The organism is Clostridia bacterium (assembly GCA_017410375.1).
GTDB lineage: Bacteria > Bacillota > Clostridia > RGIG6154 > RGIG6154 > RGIG6154.
In genome coordinates this window covers 49,915-66,414 of sequence record JAFQQW010000040.1, presented here as the reverse complement: position 1 = coordinate 66,414, position 16,500 = coordinate 49,915, and the positions used below count along the sequence as shown (strand labels likewise).

The 16,500-nt window shown below is 43.1% G+C and carries 17 protein-coding genes; 15 read left to right on the top strand and 2 right to left on the bottom strand.

Annotated features, from left to right (window positions below):
- Positions 1–425: 425 nt before the first annotated feature.
- A complete protein-coding gene (locus IJE10_05810) occupies positions 426–938 on the bottom strand; it encodes a hypothetical protein (protein MBQ2967616.1) in 513 nt (170 codons plus the stop codon).
- Positions 939–988: 50 nt separating this feature from the next.
- Positions 989–2,083, bottom strand: a complete 1,095-nt coding sequence (ychF, locus tag IJE10_05805) for a redox-regulated ATPase YchF (protein ID MBQ2967615.1) — start codon at positions 2,081–2,083, stop codon at positions 989–991.
- 120 nt (positions 2,084–2,203) lie between these two features.
- Here ychF and IJE10_05800 point away from each other — a divergent pair, with 120 nt between their 5' ends.
- The 15 genes from IJE10_05800 (at position 2,204) to rsgA (ending at position 16,491) form a co-directional block, all read left to right on the top strand.
- Positions 2,204–2,890 (top strand): response regulator transcription factor, encoded by a 687-nt coding sequence (locus tag IJE10_05800; GenBank protein MBQ2967614.1) that lies wholly within the window; start codon positions 2,204–2,206, stop codon positions 2,888–2,890.
- Between the two features lie 87 nt (positions 2,891–2,977).
- Positions 2,978–4,417, top strand: a complete 1,440-nt coding sequence (locus tag IJE10_05795) for a trypsin-like peptidase domain-containing protein (GenBank protein ID MBQ2967613.1) — start codon at positions 2,978–2,980, stop codon at positions 4,415–4,417.
- Positions 4,418–4,531: 114 nt separating this feature from the next.
- Entirely contained in the window at positions 4,532–5,410 is an 879-nt protein-coding gene (locus IJE10_05790; GenBank protein ID MBQ2967612.1) for a YicC family protein, read from the top strand.
- An 11-nt stretch (positions 5,411–5,421) separates the two neighbouring features.
- On the top strand, positions 5,422–5,661 hold the full coding sequence (locus IJE10_05785; GenBank protein ID MBQ2967611.1) for a DUF370 domain-containing protein: 240 nt from the start codon (positions 5,422–5,424) through the stop codon (positions 5,659–5,661).
- 8 nt (positions 5,662–5,669) lie between these two features.
- On the top strand, positions 5,670–6,260 hold the full coding sequence (gmk, locus tag IJE10_05780) for a guanylate kinase (GenBank protein ID MBQ2967610.1): 591 nt from the start codon (positions 5,670–5,672) through the stop codon (positions 6,258–6,260).
- A 24-nt stretch (positions 6,261–6,284) separates the two neighbouring features.
- Complete coding sequence (locus IJE10_05775; GenBank protein MBQ2967609.1) at positions 6,285–6,509, top strand: DNA-directed RNA polymerase subunit omega; 225 nt, start codon at positions 6,285–6,287, stop codon at positions 6,507–6,509.
- A gap of 2 nt (positions 6,510–6,511) precedes the next feature.
- Positions 6,512–8,731 carry a primosomal protein N' gene (gene priA / locus IJE10_05770; GenBank protein ID MBQ2967608.1) on the top strand — a complete coding sequence of 740 codons (2,220 nt, stop codon included), beginning with the start codon at positions 6,512–6,514 and terminating at the stop codon, positions 8,729–8,731.
- A gap of 10 nt (positions 8,732–8,741) precedes the next feature.
- Positions 8,742–9,200, top strand: coding sequence for a peptide deformylase (gene def / locus IJE10_05765; GenBank protein MBQ2967607.1), 459 nt, complete (start codon positions 8,742–8,744; stop codon positions 9,198–9,200).
- Between the two features lies 1 nt (position 9,201).
- Complete coding sequence (gene fmt / locus IJE10_05760) at positions 9,202–10,146, top strand: methionyl-tRNA formyltransferase (protein MBQ2967606.1); 945 nt, start codon at positions 9,202–9,204, stop codon at positions 10,144–10,146.
- Positions 10,147–10,168: 22 nt separating this feature from the next.
- Positions 10,169–10,855 carry a zinc metallopeptidase gene (locus tag IJE10_05755; protein MBQ2967605.1) on the top strand — a complete coding sequence of 229 codons (687 nt, stop codon included), beginning with the start codon at positions 10,169–10,171 and terminating at the stop codon, positions 10,853–10,855.
- A 1-nt stretch (position 10,856) separates the two neighbouring features.
- Positions 10,857–12,065: a 16S rRNA (cytosine(967)-C(5))-methyltransferase RsmB gene (gene rsmB / locus IJE10_05750; protein ID MBQ2967604.1), complete on the top strand. Its 1,209-nt coding sequence runs from the start codon at positions 10,857–10,859 to the stop codon at positions 12,063–12,065.
- A 2-nt stretch (positions 12,066–12,067) separates the two neighbouring features.
- The gene (rlmN, locus tag IJE10_05745) at positions 12,068–13,105 is read left to right on the top strand and encodes a 23S rRNA (adenine(2503)-C(2))-methyltransferase RlmN (protein MBQ2967603.1); all 1,038 of its coding nucleotides are present in this window, start codon (positions 12,068–12,070) and stop codon (positions 13,103–13,105) included.
- Positions 13,106–13,123: 18 nt separating this feature from the next.
- Positions 13,124–13,825: a Stp1/IreP family PP2C-type Ser/Thr phosphatase gene (locus tag IJE10_05740; GenBank protein MBQ2967602.1), complete on the top strand. Its 702-nt coding sequence runs from the start codon at positions 13,124–13,126 to the stop codon at positions 13,823–13,825.
- A gap of 30 nt (positions 13,826–13,855) precedes the next feature.
- Positions 13,856–15,634 (top strand): Stk1 family PASTA domain-containing Ser/Thr kinase, encoded by a 1,779-nt coding sequence (gene pknB / locus IJE10_05735; protein MBQ2967601.1) that lies wholly within the window; start codon positions 13,856–13,858, stop codon positions 15,632–15,634.
- Positions 15,625–16,491 carry a ribosome small subunit-dependent GTPase A gene (gene rsgA, locus IJE10_05730; protein MBQ2967600.1) on the top strand — a complete coding sequence of 289 codons (867 nt, stop codon included), beginning with the start codon at positions 15,625–15,627 and terminating at the stop codon, positions 16,489–16,491. The genes pknB and rsgA overlap by 10 nt, the downstream gene beginning before the upstream one ends.
- Positions 16,492–16,500 lie beyond the last annotated feature (9 nt).

The window sequence follows — 16,500 nt, the reverse complement described above, 5'->3', positions numbered from 1 at the left end:
TAACAAACGTAAATTGTTAAGCAACATTGTAGAATGATACAAACCAAATCGTTGTGAAGCCTTCCCCTTGAGGGGAAGGTGGGTTTTGCGGAGCAAAAGCCGGATGAGGTGTAGGATTTCGCAGAAATCCGTCAAAAAAAAAACGCCGCAAGCGGCTACACCTCATCAGTCTCGCTTTGCTCGACAGCTTCCCCTCAAGGGGAAGCCTTGCTTAAAATAACCCATTTATGGGTAGCAGGTAGCCGTTGCATGGCTGGCAGATGAGTAAAAGCGCACTTGTGCGCAGCCGGTATCGGGTAGGGCGTAGCCCTGAAATGAAATACCACCGGTTATGCCGGTGGATTTTTATTTGGATAACTATAAGGGGAATATTTACCTGCAAAGAAATTAAAAGGCTTGGATTTGTTTCCCGAACACTGTACCGTTTAACAAGGCTGTGAAAACAATGGCAATTCAGGCGGAAAAACTGTACATAAGAAGAATATGAGCATGATAAAGGCATAAAAAAATATTCCGTAGGCGTTTAAATCGTATCGCCAAAGCGTTTTGTTCTTTAAAAGCTTATAGGAAAGAACATACGAGAAAATAACGCTGACATAGAAAAGAACGATATCAACAATAAAAATACTGCTTGTGGTAAAGTGCGTATAAAAGCTGTGTACAGCAATAATAACTGCAATTCCGGCTATAATTGTGACCGCTTTGATAAAAATATAGTTTTTATACCTTTTTCCGATGATGAAGTATTCAAAAACACTGTATAACATTTGCGGAAAAAACAAAAGCTTTAAATGTTCAAACACGCTTTCGTTTACCGGAACGAAAAATTGCAGTAATTCTTTTTGCGTGCTGTAGTCGTATGCAAAATGCAGTAATGTTCCTGTGACAGAAACAAAAAGAAAACCTAAAACAGTTGAAAAACATAGTTTTTTATACAAAAAGATCACCCCATACAGTTTATGTATGGGGTGAAATGTTCATGTCAGGATTAAACGTTAAATCTGAAAAGAATAATGTCTCCGTCTTTTACAACATATTCTTTACCTTCGGAACGCACAAGACCTTTTTCTTTTGCGGCGGTCATTGTACCGTTTTCAATCAGGTCATCATACGAAATAACCTCAGCACGGATAAAGCCTTTTTCAAAATCAGTATGAATTTTTCCGGCTGCCTGCGGTGCTTTGGTACCATTTGTGATGGTCCATGCACGCACTTCCGGCTGACCTGCGGTTAAGTAGCTGATTAAACCAAGGAGTGCATAGCTTTTCTGAATCAGTCTGTCCAGACCGGACTGGCTTAAGTTCATTTCTTCTAAGAAAAGCTGTTTTTCGTCTGCATCCAGCTGAGAAATATCCTCTTCGATTTTTGCTGAAATGGGGAGTACCTGTGCATTTTCGGATGCGGCAAACTCCTCAACGGTTTTTACCATTTCGTTGTTCTCAATGCCGTTTGCGAAATCATCTTCCGATACATTTGCAGCATAAATTACCGGTTTTAATGTCAACAAAGCGATTTCTTTTAAGATATCCTTTTCTTCGTCGCTGAAGTCAAGTATACGAGCGGGTTTTCCGGCTTCTAAAGTTTCTTTTAATCTTTGTAAAAGATTTGCTTCGGGGACCATTTTTTTATCATTTTTTGCAACCTTTGCAACACGCTCATAGCGTTTGTCAATCATTTCAAGGTCTGCAAAAATAAGCTCTAAATTAATGGTTTCAATATCACGGAGCGGAGAAACAGAGCCTTCTACATGGATAATGTTCGAGTCTTCAAAGCAACGAACCACATGAATGATGGCATCCACCTCGCGAATGTGCGATAAGAATTTGTTGCCTAAGCCTTCACCGCGACTTGCACCTTTAACAAGACCTGCAATGTCCACAAATTCGATGGTTGCAGGGGTGATTTTTTCTGTTTTGTACATATCTGCCAATACATCCAGGCGTTTGTCAGGCACAGATACAATGCCGACATTCGGCTCAATTGTGCAGAACGGATAGTTTGCCGATTGTGCACCTGCCTGTGTGATTGCGTTAAACAATGTACTTTTTCCCACGTTGGGAAGTCCTACTATACCAAGTTTCATAATTGATTTGCCTCACTTTCTTCTCTCTATTATACACGAAAAAAAACTATTGTGCAAGAGGGAAAAAGGTGATATAATAAAAATAGTTGAAAAATTTTTCAAAAACAGGGAGATTTTCACATGAAGCAAGAAAAAATTTTGATTGTAGATGCGCAATGGGGCTATGTGGAGCTGTTGCGCCGTAAATTAGAAGCTAAAGGGTTTTCAGTTTTACAGGAACCGGATTTTGTCCGTGGAATCAAACGCTTTCGGGAAGAAACTCCGGGATTTGTACTGGTTCACGCAGATGGGCAGGGAGAGGTTAATGATTTTTTGTCCGAACTGCGTAAGTGCAGTGACATTCCGGTGCTTGTCTTAAAAGAAGAGCCTGAAACGCTGGAGAAAATAACAGCCTTGGAAATCGGGGCAGATGATTACATTTCCATTCCGGTGGATGCAGATGAAATTTTGGCAAGAATCCGTGCAATTTCAAGACGGTACAATAAATCAGATTTTCATAGAGCAGATAAGGAGATTGTATATCCGGGAATTCGTGTGGATTTAAATCATTACGAACTGACTTTGGATGGACAAAACATCAAAATACCGCCCAAAGAACTGAGTTTATTGTATTTACTGGCATCCAATCCGAATCTCGTGTTTACAAGAGAACAGCTTATGGACCGTATCTGGGGATTTGAATGCTATTCAGATATGCGAACAGTAGATGTACATATAAAACGTCTGCGTGAAAAGCTAAAAGGTCATGAAAAAGGATGGGAGCTTTCAACTATTCGTGGCGTAGGCTACAAATTTTCCACAAAATAATTTCACTGTGAATTTACATTTTTTTCACAAAAAAAACATAAATACGGTGTATACTATAGACAGACAGATGAAAGGAGTATGGAAAGTATGATGAACAAAGAGAACAATCCTTTTGATAATGAAAATCAAAATAACAACGAACGCTTTGATTTTGATCAGCTGAACGATAATCAGGAAGCAACAGGTGTTTCCTGGTGTTCAAAAAAGAGCGAGGATACAGAAGAAGTGTCTGATGAGCCGTTTCGTGACGAAAGTGCGCAACCCGAAAGTCCGGACAATTGGTATTATATGCCGGGACAGCCGGATAGCGGTGGCGATCAGGATTTTGAGTTTTCGGCTGCGACAGAATATGAGCCGGAAACTGTCATACCTAAGAAGAAAAGCAGAATCGGAAAAGTAGTCCTGGCTGTTATGCTTTGTGTATCTCTTTTTGCAGGTGCCACCTTGGGAACTGCTTTGCCGGGAATGCTTGAGAACAATGCAGACAGCGGTGCAGAGCCGGGAAGAAATACCGTGAAAATTTTGCATAACAAAGCAAATGACGGTGCACAGAAAACTGCGGCGAATAAATTGACAGAAACCGGAGAAAAATCCACACAGGAAATTGCGGCGGCGGTCGGTCCTGCGGTTGTGGGCATTGAAAACATGGGTCGTGGCGGTTATTACGGTATGTATGGCTCTTCCGAAGTAACTATGGGCACCGGCTCGGGGGTTGTCATGACCGAAGATGGATATATTATTACCAATTACCATGTGGTAGAAGGTGCTACTAAGGTGAAAGTGGTTACAAGCTCCGGCGAAACGTACGATGCAAAGATTATCGGTGTGGACGAGGATTCAGACCTTGCGGTTATCAAGGTCGAGGCCAAAGGGCTTACACATGTAACCTTTGGCGACTCTTCAGCTGTAACAGTAGGTGACAAGGCAATTGCCATCGGCAATCCTCTGGGGACCGAACTGATGGGAACGGTTACGCAGGGTATTATCAGTGCCGTAAACAGAACCGTACAGATTGACAATAAAGCAATGACGCTTTTGCAAACCGATGCAGCAATTAACTCAGGCAACTCTGGTGGTGCATTGATTAATGCCTACGGTGAGGTTATCGGCATCAACTCCGCAAAAATGGCGGCAAGCGGTGTGGAAGGTCTGGGCTTTGCAATTCCCAGCAACACGGTTCTTGAGGTTGTACAGGATCTGATTGATTACGGTTATGTAAAAGGCAAGCTGACTATTGGTATTGCGGGTACAAATATTACTGCGAAAATGGCATCTTATTATGAGCTTCCTATGGGCTTTTATGTTCAGGAGGTTTATCCCGGAACCGGTGCAGCCAATGCAGGTATTAAGCCCGGTGATATTATCATCAAGTGTGACGGTAAGGTTGTTCAGAATATTGATGATATTAATGACCTTAAGAAAAAGCACAAAGAAGGCGATATCATGGTGATGGAAATTGTTCGCAACGAAAACAAAATCACCGTAAAAGTTGTGTTACAGGAAGAAAAACCCGAAACTGCGTGGTAAAGCTGAAAATTATGAAAAATCAAGCAAAAACTCGCTTTTTGCTTGATTTTTTTGATTTAGCATGTTATAATAAAATGATAAAAGATTATTTGAACAAAACGGAGGCGTTTTACTATGTTGCGCAGTATGACAGGATACGGAAAAGCGACTGCAATTTTGCCCACCAAAGAGATTGAGGTGGAAATAAAATCGGTGAATCACCGTTACTTGGATTTAAATTACAGAATGCCCAAGTATTTGAGTTTTATGGAAGAGAGAATCCGCGGTATTGTCAGTGAGTACACAACACGCGGTAAAATGGATATTTCTATTAACATTAAAACCGGAGAAGAAAGCAATAAGACCATTGTTGTGGATCGTGAGCTTGCTGCACAGTACATGAAGGCTTTTCATGAAATCGCTGAGGTTACCGGTTTGGAGGAAGAAATTTCTCTTACCCGTTTTATGAATACCGATGTAATGCGTATTGAGCACGCAGAGCAGGATGACGAAGAACTTTGGCAGGAAATTTTACCGGTGCTTCGGGAAGCATTTACCCAGTACAACGAATTGCGCGGCTTGGAAGGTGAACGCCTGAAAGAAGATATTTTAGGCAAAACCGATGAAATTTTGCAGTATGTGGGTGAAATCGAAAAGATTTCCCCCGAAACGGTTAAAGCCTACAGAGAACGTCTTTATAACAAGGTGCGCGATGTGGTTTCGACCATGGTGGAAATTGATGAAAGCAGAATTTTAACCGAAATTGCCATTTACACAGATAAAACATGCGTGGATGAAGAAATTGTTCGTTTAAAAAGTCATGTAGAGGCGGTTCGCCGTATGTTTAAAGAGGGCGGTGCAATCGGTAAAAAGCTGGATTTCATTATTCAGGAAATGAACAGAGAAACAAACACCATCGGCTCAAAGGCAAATGAGCTTAAAATTGCGGAAATCGTTATTGAAGTGAAAAACATCATTGAAAAAATCCGTGAACAAATTCAGAATTTAGAATAGGGTGAGTTGCAATGCGTATGTTAAATATTGGTTACGGCAATTTAGTTGCCACAGATAAGCTGATTAGTATTATAAGCCCGGAGTCTGCGCCCATTAAGCGCTTGATTCAGGATAACCGCGAGCGGGGCAGAATTGTGGATGCTACCTTTGGCAGACGTACAAAATCCCTTCTCGTTATGGAGAACGGTTACATAATTTTATCGGCACTTATGCCCGAAACCATAGCCGCACGTTTAGAGGATAAGGAGTGATAGACATGATAAAAAACGATAAAGGATTGCTTCTGGTCATTTCCGGACCTTCCGGTGTGGGCAAGGGCACGGTTTGCAGGGAGCTGTTAGATGACAGTACCGTAATGTCTGTTTCTGCAACCACCCGAGCACCCCGTACCGGCGAAGAGGACGGTGTGAATTATTTCTTTTATGACAAAGAAAAGTTTGAAACCATGATTCGGCAGGATGCGCTGATGGAATGGGCAAAGTATTGCGATAACTATTACGGCACCCCCAAAGCTTTTGTTGAGGATCAGATTAACCAAGGTAAAAATGTGATTCTGGAAATTGAAGTGCAGGGTGCAATGCATATTAAAGAAGCGCATCCGGAAGGGGTATATATTTTCATTTTACCGCCTTCTTTAGAAGAACTCAGAAACCGTATTGTGGGTCGCGGAACCGAGACGGACGATGTTATTGACAACCGTATGGCACAGGTAACCCGTGAACTTTCTTTTGCCGGAGAATATCAGTATCTGGTGGAAAATAACCAAATAGAGCAGGCTGTGGCAGATATCCGTGCCATTATTCGTGCAGAAAAATCAAAAACCGAAAGATGTACAGCTGAACTGCTGTAAAAAAGAAAGGAAGTAATTATTATGATGTTAAAACCGCCTATGAGTGATTTGCTCAAGAAAACCGACAGTGCATATTCTTTGGTTATTGCTGTTGCAAAACGTGCAAGACAGCTGACCGACGGTGCAGAACAGCTTGCGGAATGTGCAAGTGATAAAGCTGTATCGGTTGCAATCAACGAAATCAATGAAGATAAAGTAGAAATCTTTTCTCTGGATGACCTGGAAGGTTACGAAGGAGACAAAGAATAAGAATGGCAAAAATCAGGGTTGCCAATGTTATAATTAACAATCCGTCCCATATGGTTGACAAAGGGTTCTATTACCGTTTTGATACCGAAGTCAAGCCGGGTGATTGGGTGCAGGTTCCTTTCGGGAAAGGCGATAAGTTGACTGACGGTGTGGTGCTCTCCATTGAAGAGACAGAAGATTCTGATAGATGGAAAAGTGTTGCGCAGGTTGTGTCGGGCTTGCTGACCGAAAAACAGCTTGAAATTTTGCATTGGATTCGAAAGACATATATTTGTACCTATTATGATGCATTGCGCTTGCTTTTGCCTCCGGGCAAAGGGTACAAAGGTGCAGGTGCGAAAACCTTAAAGGGTGTAACCCTTGATATGGATTTTGAATCGGCGGAGCTGTTGTTGCAGAGTTTGCAAAAAAGTGCGCCTGCCCAGGCGAGAGTTCTGGAAATTGCCATGCAGATGCCGTGTATTTCTGTTATGGATTTGTATGCTTTTGCAGATACTACCAGAGGTACAGTGGACAGCCTGATTAAGAAAGGCGTCTTGAAACATGTGGATATTGAATTGGAACGCAATCCTCTGGCAAAGGCTGAAAAGGTTACAGAAGCAAAAGTTTTAAATGCAGAGCAGAAAAAAGCTTTGGATTACACAACTGAGCTGATCCAAAATCGGAAGCACCGCACAATCCTACTTCGTGGAATCACCGGAAGCGGAAAAACAGAAGTGTATCTGCAATGTGTGGAGCAGGTTCTAAAAGAGGGCAGGCAAGCCATTGTTCTGGTTCCCGAAATTTCGCTTACGCCACAGATGAGTGAGCGGTTTACCGAACGCTTTGGCAGTCGTGTTGCGATTTTGCACAGCCGTCTCTCGTTCGGGGAGCGGTATGATGCCTGGGAAAGCATCCGGAAAGGGAAGGTGGATTTGGTTGTAGGTGCCCGATCAGCAGTTTTTGCACCTTTTGAAAATTTAGGTATTATCGTAGCGGACGAGGAGCATGAAAACTCTTATAAATCCGAAATGAATCCCAAATATGATGCCCGTGAGGTGGCAAAATTCAGATGCAGTCAGCATAATGCTGTTTTGATGCTTGCGTCCGCAACACCGAGCATGGACAGTGCATATAAAGCGGTAACCGGTGAATATGATTTATTACAAATCAAAAACCGTTACAACAGCGTTGCGTTGCCCGAAGCGGAAATTGTGGATATGCGGTTTGAACTGATGAAAGGCAACAAATCCTTTATCAGCTTTGATTTGCAGGATGCTATTGCTGAAAATATAAAAAAAGGCGAGCAAACCATTCTGTTTATGAACCGCAGAGGCTTTTCCACCTTTGTGTCCTGCAGAAAATGCGGATATGCCGCAACCTGTCCGGAGTGCGATATTGCACTGACCTATCATAAATTTGATGAAAGTCTGACTTGTCACTATTGTGGATATACCATCCCGAAAATATCCTTTTGTCCCAAATGCGGAAGCAACAGTATTAAGCATTTTGGAATTGGTACACAGCGGGTAGAGGAGGAGTTGAAAAAACTTTTTCCGGATATCTCTGTGCTTCGGATGGATGCGGACACCACAAAAAACAAGTTTTCACACGAAAAACTTTTAAAGCAATTTGAAGAAGAAAAAACCGACGTGCTTGTGGGGACACAGATGATTACAAAAGGACTGGATTTTCCGTCCGTTTCTCTGGTGGGCGTGCTGGCGGCAGATATGATGCTGTATGTGGATGACTATAAAGCTACCGAGAAAACATTCCAGCTGATTACGCAGGTTTGCGGAAGAGCAGGCAGAGGCGATACGCAGGGAAGGGCAATTATTCAGACCTATTCGCCGGAGCATTGGGTTATCGAGTGCGCCAGAGAGCAGGATTTTAAATCCTTTTACAAACAGGAAATTTTAATACGAAAAAAACTTTGGTATCCGCCTTTTTGCGATGTGGTTCACTATGTGGTGAGCGGCGAGGATGCAAAAGCGGTTAAGGATGAAATTCAAAGTATCACAGAGCATGTTTACGACCGTTTTGCGCAAAATGAAATTGCAAGTACCATTTTAGGTCCGACACCGTCACCGGTGGCAAAAATCGAAAATCGGTATCGCTGGCATGCAATCATAAAATGTAAAATGACAGACGATATCCGTGAAATATTGCGCGAGCTTGTGCGTACCAACCCGAAATCCGGGTGTAGTGTTTCGTTGGATATCAATACTAACAATATGTTATAGGAGTGAAAATATGGCAATCCGTAATGTAGTTAAAATCGGAGATGATGTATTGCGAAAAAAATGTCGTCCCGTGGAAGTGTTTGATGCAAAGCTTCATTTGCTTTTAGACGATATGTATGAAACCATGCAGGCGGCTGACGGTGTAGGACTTGCGGCACCGCAGGTCGGCATTTTGCGTCGCGTATTTATCATAGAAACAGAGGATACAGGTCTGGTTGAATGTATCAATCCTGAGATTTTGGAAACACTGGGCAAGCAAACAGGAGAAGAAGGCTGTTTGAGTGTGCCCGGAAAAAGTGGTGTGGTGGAAAGACCTGCCATTGTAAAATTCAAAGCATATAACCGTAACGGTGAACCGTTTGAGATGGTTGTGAAAAAGCTTGCGGCAAGAGCCATCTGCCACGAAAACGACCATCTGGACGGTACGTTGTATGTAGATAAAATGACAGAGGAAATTATTCATGAATAAGATAAAAGTTTTGTATATGGGAACGCCTGATTTTGCTGTCCCTGCCCTTTGTGTGTTGGCAGAGCGGGAAGATGTTACACTTGTGGGCGTGGTTACCCAGCCGGATAAACAAAAGGGAAGAGGCTATAAGTTGCTTCCGCCGCCTGTAAAAGAAAAAGCCCTGGAGCTTGGTCTTGAGGTTTATCAACCGCAGACATTAAAGGACGATGCTTTTGCGGAATTACTGCAATCGCTTGCACCTGATTTGGTGGTGGTTGCGGCATATGGAAAAATTTTGCCTCCTTTTGTGATTCATTATCCCAAATACGGATGCATAAACATCCACGCCTCCTTGCTCCCGAAATACCGGGGGGCAGCACCCATTCACTGGTGCCTAATCAACGGAGAAGAAAAAACAGGTGTAACCATCATGCAGATGGACGAAGGACTGGACACAGGTGATATGCTTTTGAAAAAAGAGTATGTTATCGATGAAACAGATACAACGGGGATCTTGTTTGACAAAATGGCAACTTTGGGCGGAGAAGCACTTGCTGAAGTGTTGGATTTATTGCAAAAGGATGCACTGAAGCCCGAAAAGCAGGATGACAGCCTATCCTGTTATTCACCCATGATTCAGAAGTCTATGTGTGGCATTGATTTTGAAAAAGATGCAAAAGATATAGTGAATTTGATTCGCGGATTGAATCCGTTTCCCGGTGCAAAGGCATATCGGGTAGACGGTAAAATGCTTAAAATCCTTTTTGCAAAGGTATGCGATGAGGTAACAAGCAAAAAGCCGGGCACTGTACTGGAGGGCAAAACAAGTATTAAGATTGCCGCAGGTAATGGTACTGTGCTTGAGGTGTTACACTTGCAGCCTGAGGGCGGTAAAGCAATGAGCAGCGTAGATTTCCTGCGTGGTCGTTCGCTCGAAAAAGGAGAAGTGCTTCGCAGCTCTATATGATTTTAAAGAAAGGTAAATGACTATGTGGTATATAGATTACTCTTACATTGTTTTTGTATTGCCGGCAATTTTGCTTGCAATGTGGGCACAAATGAAGGTGAACAGCACATTTAAGAAATACAGCAATGTTTTCTCGGCGCGTGGAATTACGGGTGCAGATGTGGCGCAAAGACTGCTTGGCGCATATGGGATTCATAACGTAAGTGTAGAGCGCGTAGCAGGCAATTTAACCGATCATTTTGATCCGCGCACCAATGTTATCCGTCTGTCTGATTCTGTGTACGGCTCTAATTCTGTAGCGGCAATCGGTGTTGCGGCACATGAAACGGGACATGCGATACAGCATCATCTCGGGTACAAACCCATTAAGCTTCGGAATGCCTTTGTACCGATAACCAATATCGGTTCGCACCTGGCAATTCCGCTGGTTATTTTAGGACTTATCTTATCTTTCCCGGGACTTGCATATTTTGGAATCATTTTATTCTCGGCGGTGGTACTGTTTCAGCTGATTACCTTACCTGTGGAGTTTGATGCAAGTCATCGTGCCATTAAAGTTTTAGACGAACAGGGAATACTGGAAAACGAAGAACTGAAGGGTGCAAGAAAGGTTCTTTCAGCAGCGGCGATGACCTATGTGGCGGCAGCAGCTGTTGCAATCGGTAATTTGCTTCGTTTACTTTCGATTGTAGGAAACAGAAGAGATTAATATGAATGCACGGGAAAAAGCAGTGCTGATTTTAGCACAGATTGATAAAGAAAAAAGTTATGTGGGTCTGGTTTTAAAGCATGCGTTATCGGATGTTCCGGATGCGCGGGAAAAGAGGCTTGTAACCGAGTTGGTTTACGGCTCTGTCCGCTATAAAAAACGTCTGGATTATATTCGGGATGTTTTTTCGAATATCAAGGTATCCAAATTACATCCTTTAACGGTACAGATTCTTCGCATTACGTTGTATCAGATTCTGTATTTGGAGAAAATTCCGGAATCTGCGGCTTGCAATGAAGCGGTTGCACTGACTAAAAAGCTGGTGAATGCCGGCGCGGCAAAATTTGTTAACGGACTGATACGGACGGTAATTCGTCAAAAAGACAACCTGCCTTGTCCCGAAACAGAGATTGAAGCTTTGGGGATGGAAACCTCCTTTCCGAAAAGCATTTTAGATATCTGGATTTGTGATTACGGCTTAGAACAGGCGAAACAAATTGCAAGACAGTCCAATATTCCGAAAAAAACGGCGTACCGTATAAATAAGTTGAAGGCGGGCGCAGATTTTGTGATGCCCGATGAACCGGAATCACCGCAAAATGAAAAACTATTTCAGCAGGGCGTTTTAACTGTTCAGGATATGGGCTCGCGGTATGCGGTAGAAGCACTTGCACCAAAAAAAGGCGCAAAGGTACTGGATTTATGTGCAGCACCCGGCGGAAAAAGCTGTTATATGGCAGAATTGATGGGAAATACGGGTGAAATTATCGCCTGCGATATACATGAGCACAGACTGAAACTGATTGAAGAAACTGCCAATCGTCTGGGTGTACAAATCGTTTCTGCTGTTTTGAATGACGGTACGGTTTACCGTGCCGAATGGGAACAAAGCTTTGATTTTGTACTGGCAGATGTTCCTTGCTCCGGGCTGGGGGTTATCTCCGGAAAACCGGACATTAAATGGCGCAAGCAGGATTACAATACATTATGTGCATTGCAGTTTGATATTTTAAATCAGGCTATGCGCTATGTCAAGCCGGGCGGGCGATTGGTTTACAGTACCTGCACGGTACATAAAGCGGAAAACGACTGTGTGGTGGAAAGGGCGCTAAAGGCACATCCTGAATTTGAGATGGAGGAGGCACCTGTTCAGCTTTTTCCAACAGAAACACATGATGGATTCTATATTTGCAAAATGAAAAAGAGGTAGTAATGGGAAAAGTCAGATTAAAAGATTTAACATTTGATCAGCTAACTGAATATTTATGTTCTCTGGGTCTGTCTAAGTTCCGTGGCAGACAGGTTTTCGAGTGGTTGTACAGAGGCGTCACTTCCTTTGATGAAATGACAAATCTCTCAAAGGATTTACGGGCACAGCTTGACGAATTGTGTGAAATCACAACCCTTGAGGTAGTCACAAAGCAGGTTTCGTCAGACGGAACGATAAAATATCTGTTCCGCCTGATGGACGGGGAAACCGTTGAGAGTGTTCTGATGGATTATAAGTACGGACATCCTATTTGCATCTCCACGCAGGTGGGCTGCAATATGGGATGTAAGTTTTGCGCATCCACCATCGGCGGTAAGGTCAGAGATCTGACAGCAGGTGAAATCATAGACCAAATTTTGTTTGCACAAAAGGATAGTGGCGAGCAGGTGTCGAATATTGTACTTATGGGCATCGGAGAACCGATGGACAATTACGAAGCGGTGACCACTTTTATTCGCAATGTAAACCACTTTGCCGGCTTAAATATTGGTGCAAGACACATTTCACTTTCGACCTGCGGACTGGTTGACGGTATCCGCAGACTTGCAGATGAAGGAATTCCGGTTACCCTTTCGGTTTCTTTGCATGCACCGAATAACGAATTACGTTCTTCGCTGATGCCGGTCAACCGGAAGTATCCCATTGAGGAACTGATGCAGGCGATTCGGGACTACATAGAAAAAACGAACAGACGTGTTACCTTTGAATACTCTTTAATAGAGGGTGTAAATGATAATAAGGAGCAGGCTTTTGAACTGGTAAAGCTTACAAAAGGAATGCTGGCGCATATTAATCTGATTCCGGTTAATCAGGTCAAGGGTAAAACATATGTAAAAAGTAATCCGGAGAGAGTACAGGCTTTTCGGGATATATTAGAGCAAAACGGATTGACTACCACGGTCAGAAGAGAGCTTGGTAGCGATATAGAAGCCTCTTGCGGACAGCTGCGACGTGAGAACAGCAGAAAGCAGGATGCTTGAAAAGGGAGGGATGTGGAAATGCATATTGCAGGCAGGACAGATGTCGGACAGGTCCGAACGCACAACGAAGACAATTACTGCGTGGGTGCAAACTTTGCGGTGGTTGCGGATGGTATGGGCGGACATAATAAAGGGGAAGTGGCTAGCAGTATGGTGGTAGAACTTCTGGAAGCTGCCTTCTCGAAGGACGCATTCAAAGCATCTGCACAAAGTATAAAAAAAATTATTCGTGATGTTAACAGAGCGGTGTACAAGCAGTCGCTGAGTGAAAGCACATATAACGGTATGGGTACAACGCTTGTTGCTTGTATCTGGAATCAGAATACGGTTTATGTCGCAAACATCGGAGACAGCCGATGCTATCAGATTACAGATGAGGGTATTTTGCAAATTACGAAAGACCATACACTGATTCAAAAATTATTGGATGACGGACAAATTACGAAAGAAGAAGCGTTGCATTCTCCAAACCGTCATGTAATTACAAAAGCCATTGGCACAAATAAGGAAGAAGAGGCAGATGTGGCTGAGATTCAGTTGAAGGAAAACATGAAGGTTTTCCTTTGCAGTGACGGTTTAAGTAACCATGTTTCTGACGAAAAAATATTGGAAATCGTATCCCAAAGTGCGGATGTGGACGAAGCGGTTGAACGGCTTGTGGACAACGCAAATTCAAACGGCGGTACGGATAATATAACAGCAGTTTTGATTCAGTTTTGATATAACCATTTTGGAAAGGTGGAGTTTTGAATGGTAGGAAAGCTTCTTGGACAGAGATACGAGTTGCTGGAATTAATCGGTAAAGGTGGTATGGCAGATGTTTACAAAGCCAGATGTACGCTTCTGAACCGAAATGTGGCAATAAAAATCTTGCGTGAAGAATTTAAAAATGATGAAGATTTTTTAAAGAGATTCAATGTTGAATCCCAGGCAGCAGCAGGACTTTCGCATAACAACATTGTTTCGGTTTACGATGTAGGTGTGCAGGGAGAAATGCACTATATTGTGATGGAATATGTAGAAGGCATTACCCTTAAAGAGTATCTGAATAAGCACGGTCGCTTAAGCTGGGAAAAGGCAGTGCACTTTGCCTGTCAGATTGCATCCGGCTTACAGCACGCACATCGTAAAGGTATTGTGCACAGAGATATAAAGCCTCAGAACATTCTGGTTACAAAAGATGAAACATTAAAGGTTACCGATTTTGGTATTGCCAGAGCGGTTTCAACAGTAACCATGAAGGTGGACGACAGCTCCATGGGTACGGTGCATTATTGCTCTCCCGAGCAGGCGCGTGGCGGTTACACGGATGAAAAGTCCGATATTTATTCGTTGGGTGTCGTGCTGTATGAAATGGTGACCGGCAAATTACCTTTCGAAGGTGAGTCTTCTGTATCGGTGGCACTAAAGCATATTCAGGAGGAGGTTCGTTCTCCCAGAGAATTTGTGCCGGACTTGCCGGAAGCATTGGAAAATATCATTTTGCATGCCATGAAAAAGGAACAGGCAGAGCGTTATGCAAATGTCAGTGAAATGTTTATTGAATTGAATATGTTGAAACAAGGAAAGAATTACACAGTGCCGACTGTGGAGGAGGAACCCTCGGGTGAAACCAAAATTTTCTCTCCTAAAGAGGTAAAAGAAGCAGCGGAGGCGTTGAAAAAAGTGGATAACAAGAAAAAAGAAACAACCCGTAAAAAGGGTAAGGCTACAAAAGAAGATAAAATTGCAACCTGGGCAGGTATAGGCACAGCATTGTTGTTGGTTGTGATTCTTGCGGTGTTCCTTGTACAAGGTGTTGCACCGAGTGTTTGCAGTGACAAACAAAGTTCTGACATTGAAGTGCCGAATCTTGTTGGTTATGATTTTGAAAAAGCGAAGGAAGCTTATCCAAACCTGAATATTATCAAAGATGACGAAGCTTTTTCTGATGAATACGAAGCCGGCGAAATTATTTCACAGAAGACAAAGGCGGGCATGAATGTAAAAACCTCTTACCCGATTTATGTAGTGGTAAGCCGTGGCGCGAAGACTATTACCGTTCCGAATGCTGTTGGCAGAAACTATCGTTCTATTGAAAAACAGCTGGATAAATTGGGCATTGTGTATATTACCGAATTGGTAAGAAGTGAAGACGTTCCGGAAAATGAGGTTATCTCTATTGATCCGGAGGCAGGCACCGAGGTGATTGCAGACGAGGACATTATCACACTGACCGTAAGTGCCGGTGTTGCCGGTGAAACCTATACCTACAGCAGTAAGGATAAGCCGGAGGAAGAAGAGGAAAAAGAGGGCGAAGAAGGAGAAGAGCAGGAAAATGGTGAAGCCGGAACAGAGCAGAATGGCAATACAGATGAACCGGCTAATCCCGGTACCGAACAGGTACCTTCAACATCTAATCCGACTCCGACTCCCGAGCCGACTCCTGCACCCACTCCGACACCTGAACCGACCCCGACTCCCGAACCTACACCTGCTCCGGCACCCGCACCTTCACAGAGTGGTACGGTGGATGATTCGTGGATTTAATGGAAGGTATTATTATTCAGGGCGTCGGCGGATTGTATCGGATTATGCTTCAGGATAATTTGATAGTTGAAGCCATTGCCCGTGGCAGAATTAAAAAAGAAGGCGTAAAGCCTGTTATCGGTGATAGAGTTTGTCTGGAAAAAGAGGCAGACTCTTTTGCCATTACAAGGGTTTTGGAACGGAAAAATGCGTTAATCCGACCCGCGGTTGCAAACATTGACCAGATGATTACGGTAATTGCTGCCGCTGAGCCTGACCCAAATTTTAAACAGACAGATAAGCTTTTGACGCTTTTGGAACATAAAGGGTTGGACATCATTTTATGTATCAATAAAACGGATTTGAATGATGGAAAAGCATTTGGCTCGGTTTACGAAAAAGCAGGGTACAAAGTGATTTATGCCAGCGGAACAGAAAAGTGCGGTGTGGAACGGCTTAAAGAAATTATGAAAGGCAAAATTACTGCGTTTTCCGGATGCTCAGGCGTCGGGAAATCTAGTCTGATCAATGCCATTGAACCTGATTTACAGCTCGAAACGGGTGAGGTCGGGAAAATTAAGCGCGGAAGACATACCACAACACATGCACGGCTCATTCCGCTTTCGTTTGGTGGGTTTATTGCAGATACACCGGGATTTAGTGTGGTGGATATCAGCGAAATTCCCAAAGAAGAACTTTATACCTGCTTCAAGGAAATGCGAGATTTGGCATCAGATTGCCGTTTTATGGGTTGTGCACATATCAATGAGCCGGATTGTGCTGTCCGTCAGGCGGTTGATTCGGGAAAGATTCCCAAAGAACGTTATGAAAGTTATGTTTCTTTTTACGAAGAACTGGCATCTATCTATAAATATTGAAGGAGAAGG

Bases quoted from the DNA above. Each gene is read 5' to 3' on its own strand.
- IJE10_05740 (MBQ2967602.1), top strand. From the start codon at position 13,124: ATGCATATTGCAGGCAGGACAGATGTCGGACAGGTCCGAACGCACAAC.
- IJE10_05800 (MBQ2967614.1), top strand. From the start codon at position 2,204: ATGAAGCAAGAAAAAATTTTGATTGTAGATGCGCAATGGGGCTATGTG.
- def (MBQ2967607.1), top strand. From the start codon at position 8,742: ATGGCAATCCGTAATGTAGTTAAAATCGGAGATGATGTATTGCGAAAA.
- IJE10_05790 (MBQ2967612.1), top strand. From the start codon at position 4,532: ATGTTGCGCAGTATGACAGGATACGGAAAAGCGACTGCAATTTTGCCC.
- pknB (MBQ2967601.1), top strand. From the start codon at position 13,856: ATGGTAGGAAAGCTTCTTGGACAGAGATACGAGTTGCTGGAATTAATC.
- rsmB (MBQ2967604.1), top strand. From the start codon at position 10,857: ATGAATGCACGGGAAAAAGCAGTGCTGATTTTAGCACAGATTGATAAA.
- IJE10_05795 (MBQ2967613.1), top strand. From the start codon at position 2,978: ATGATGAACAAAGAGAACAATCCTTTTGATAATGAAAATCAAAATAAC.
- IJE10_05775 (MBQ2967609.1), top strand. From the start codon at position 6,285: ATGTTAAAACCGCCTATGAGTGATTTGCTCAAGAAAACCGACAGTGCA.
- ychF (MBQ2967615.1), bottom strand. From the start codon at position 2,083: ATGAAACTTGGTATAGTAGGACTTCCCAACGTGGGAAAAAGTACATTG.
- rlmN (MBQ2967603.1), top strand. From the start codon at position 12,068: ATGGGAAAAGTCAGATTAAAAGATTTAACATTTGATCAGCTAACTGAA.
- IJE10_05785 (MBQ2967611.1), top strand. From the start codon at position 5,422: ATGCGTATGTTAAATATTGGTTACGGCAATTTAGTTGCCACAGATAAG.
- priA (MBQ2967608.1), top strand. From the start codon at position 6,512: ATGGCAAAAATCAGGGTTGCCAATGTTATAATTAACAATCCGTCCCAT.
- IJE10_05755 (MBQ2967605.1), top strand. From the start codon at position 10,169: ATGTGGTATATAGATTACTCTTACATTGTTTTTGTATTGCCGGCAATT.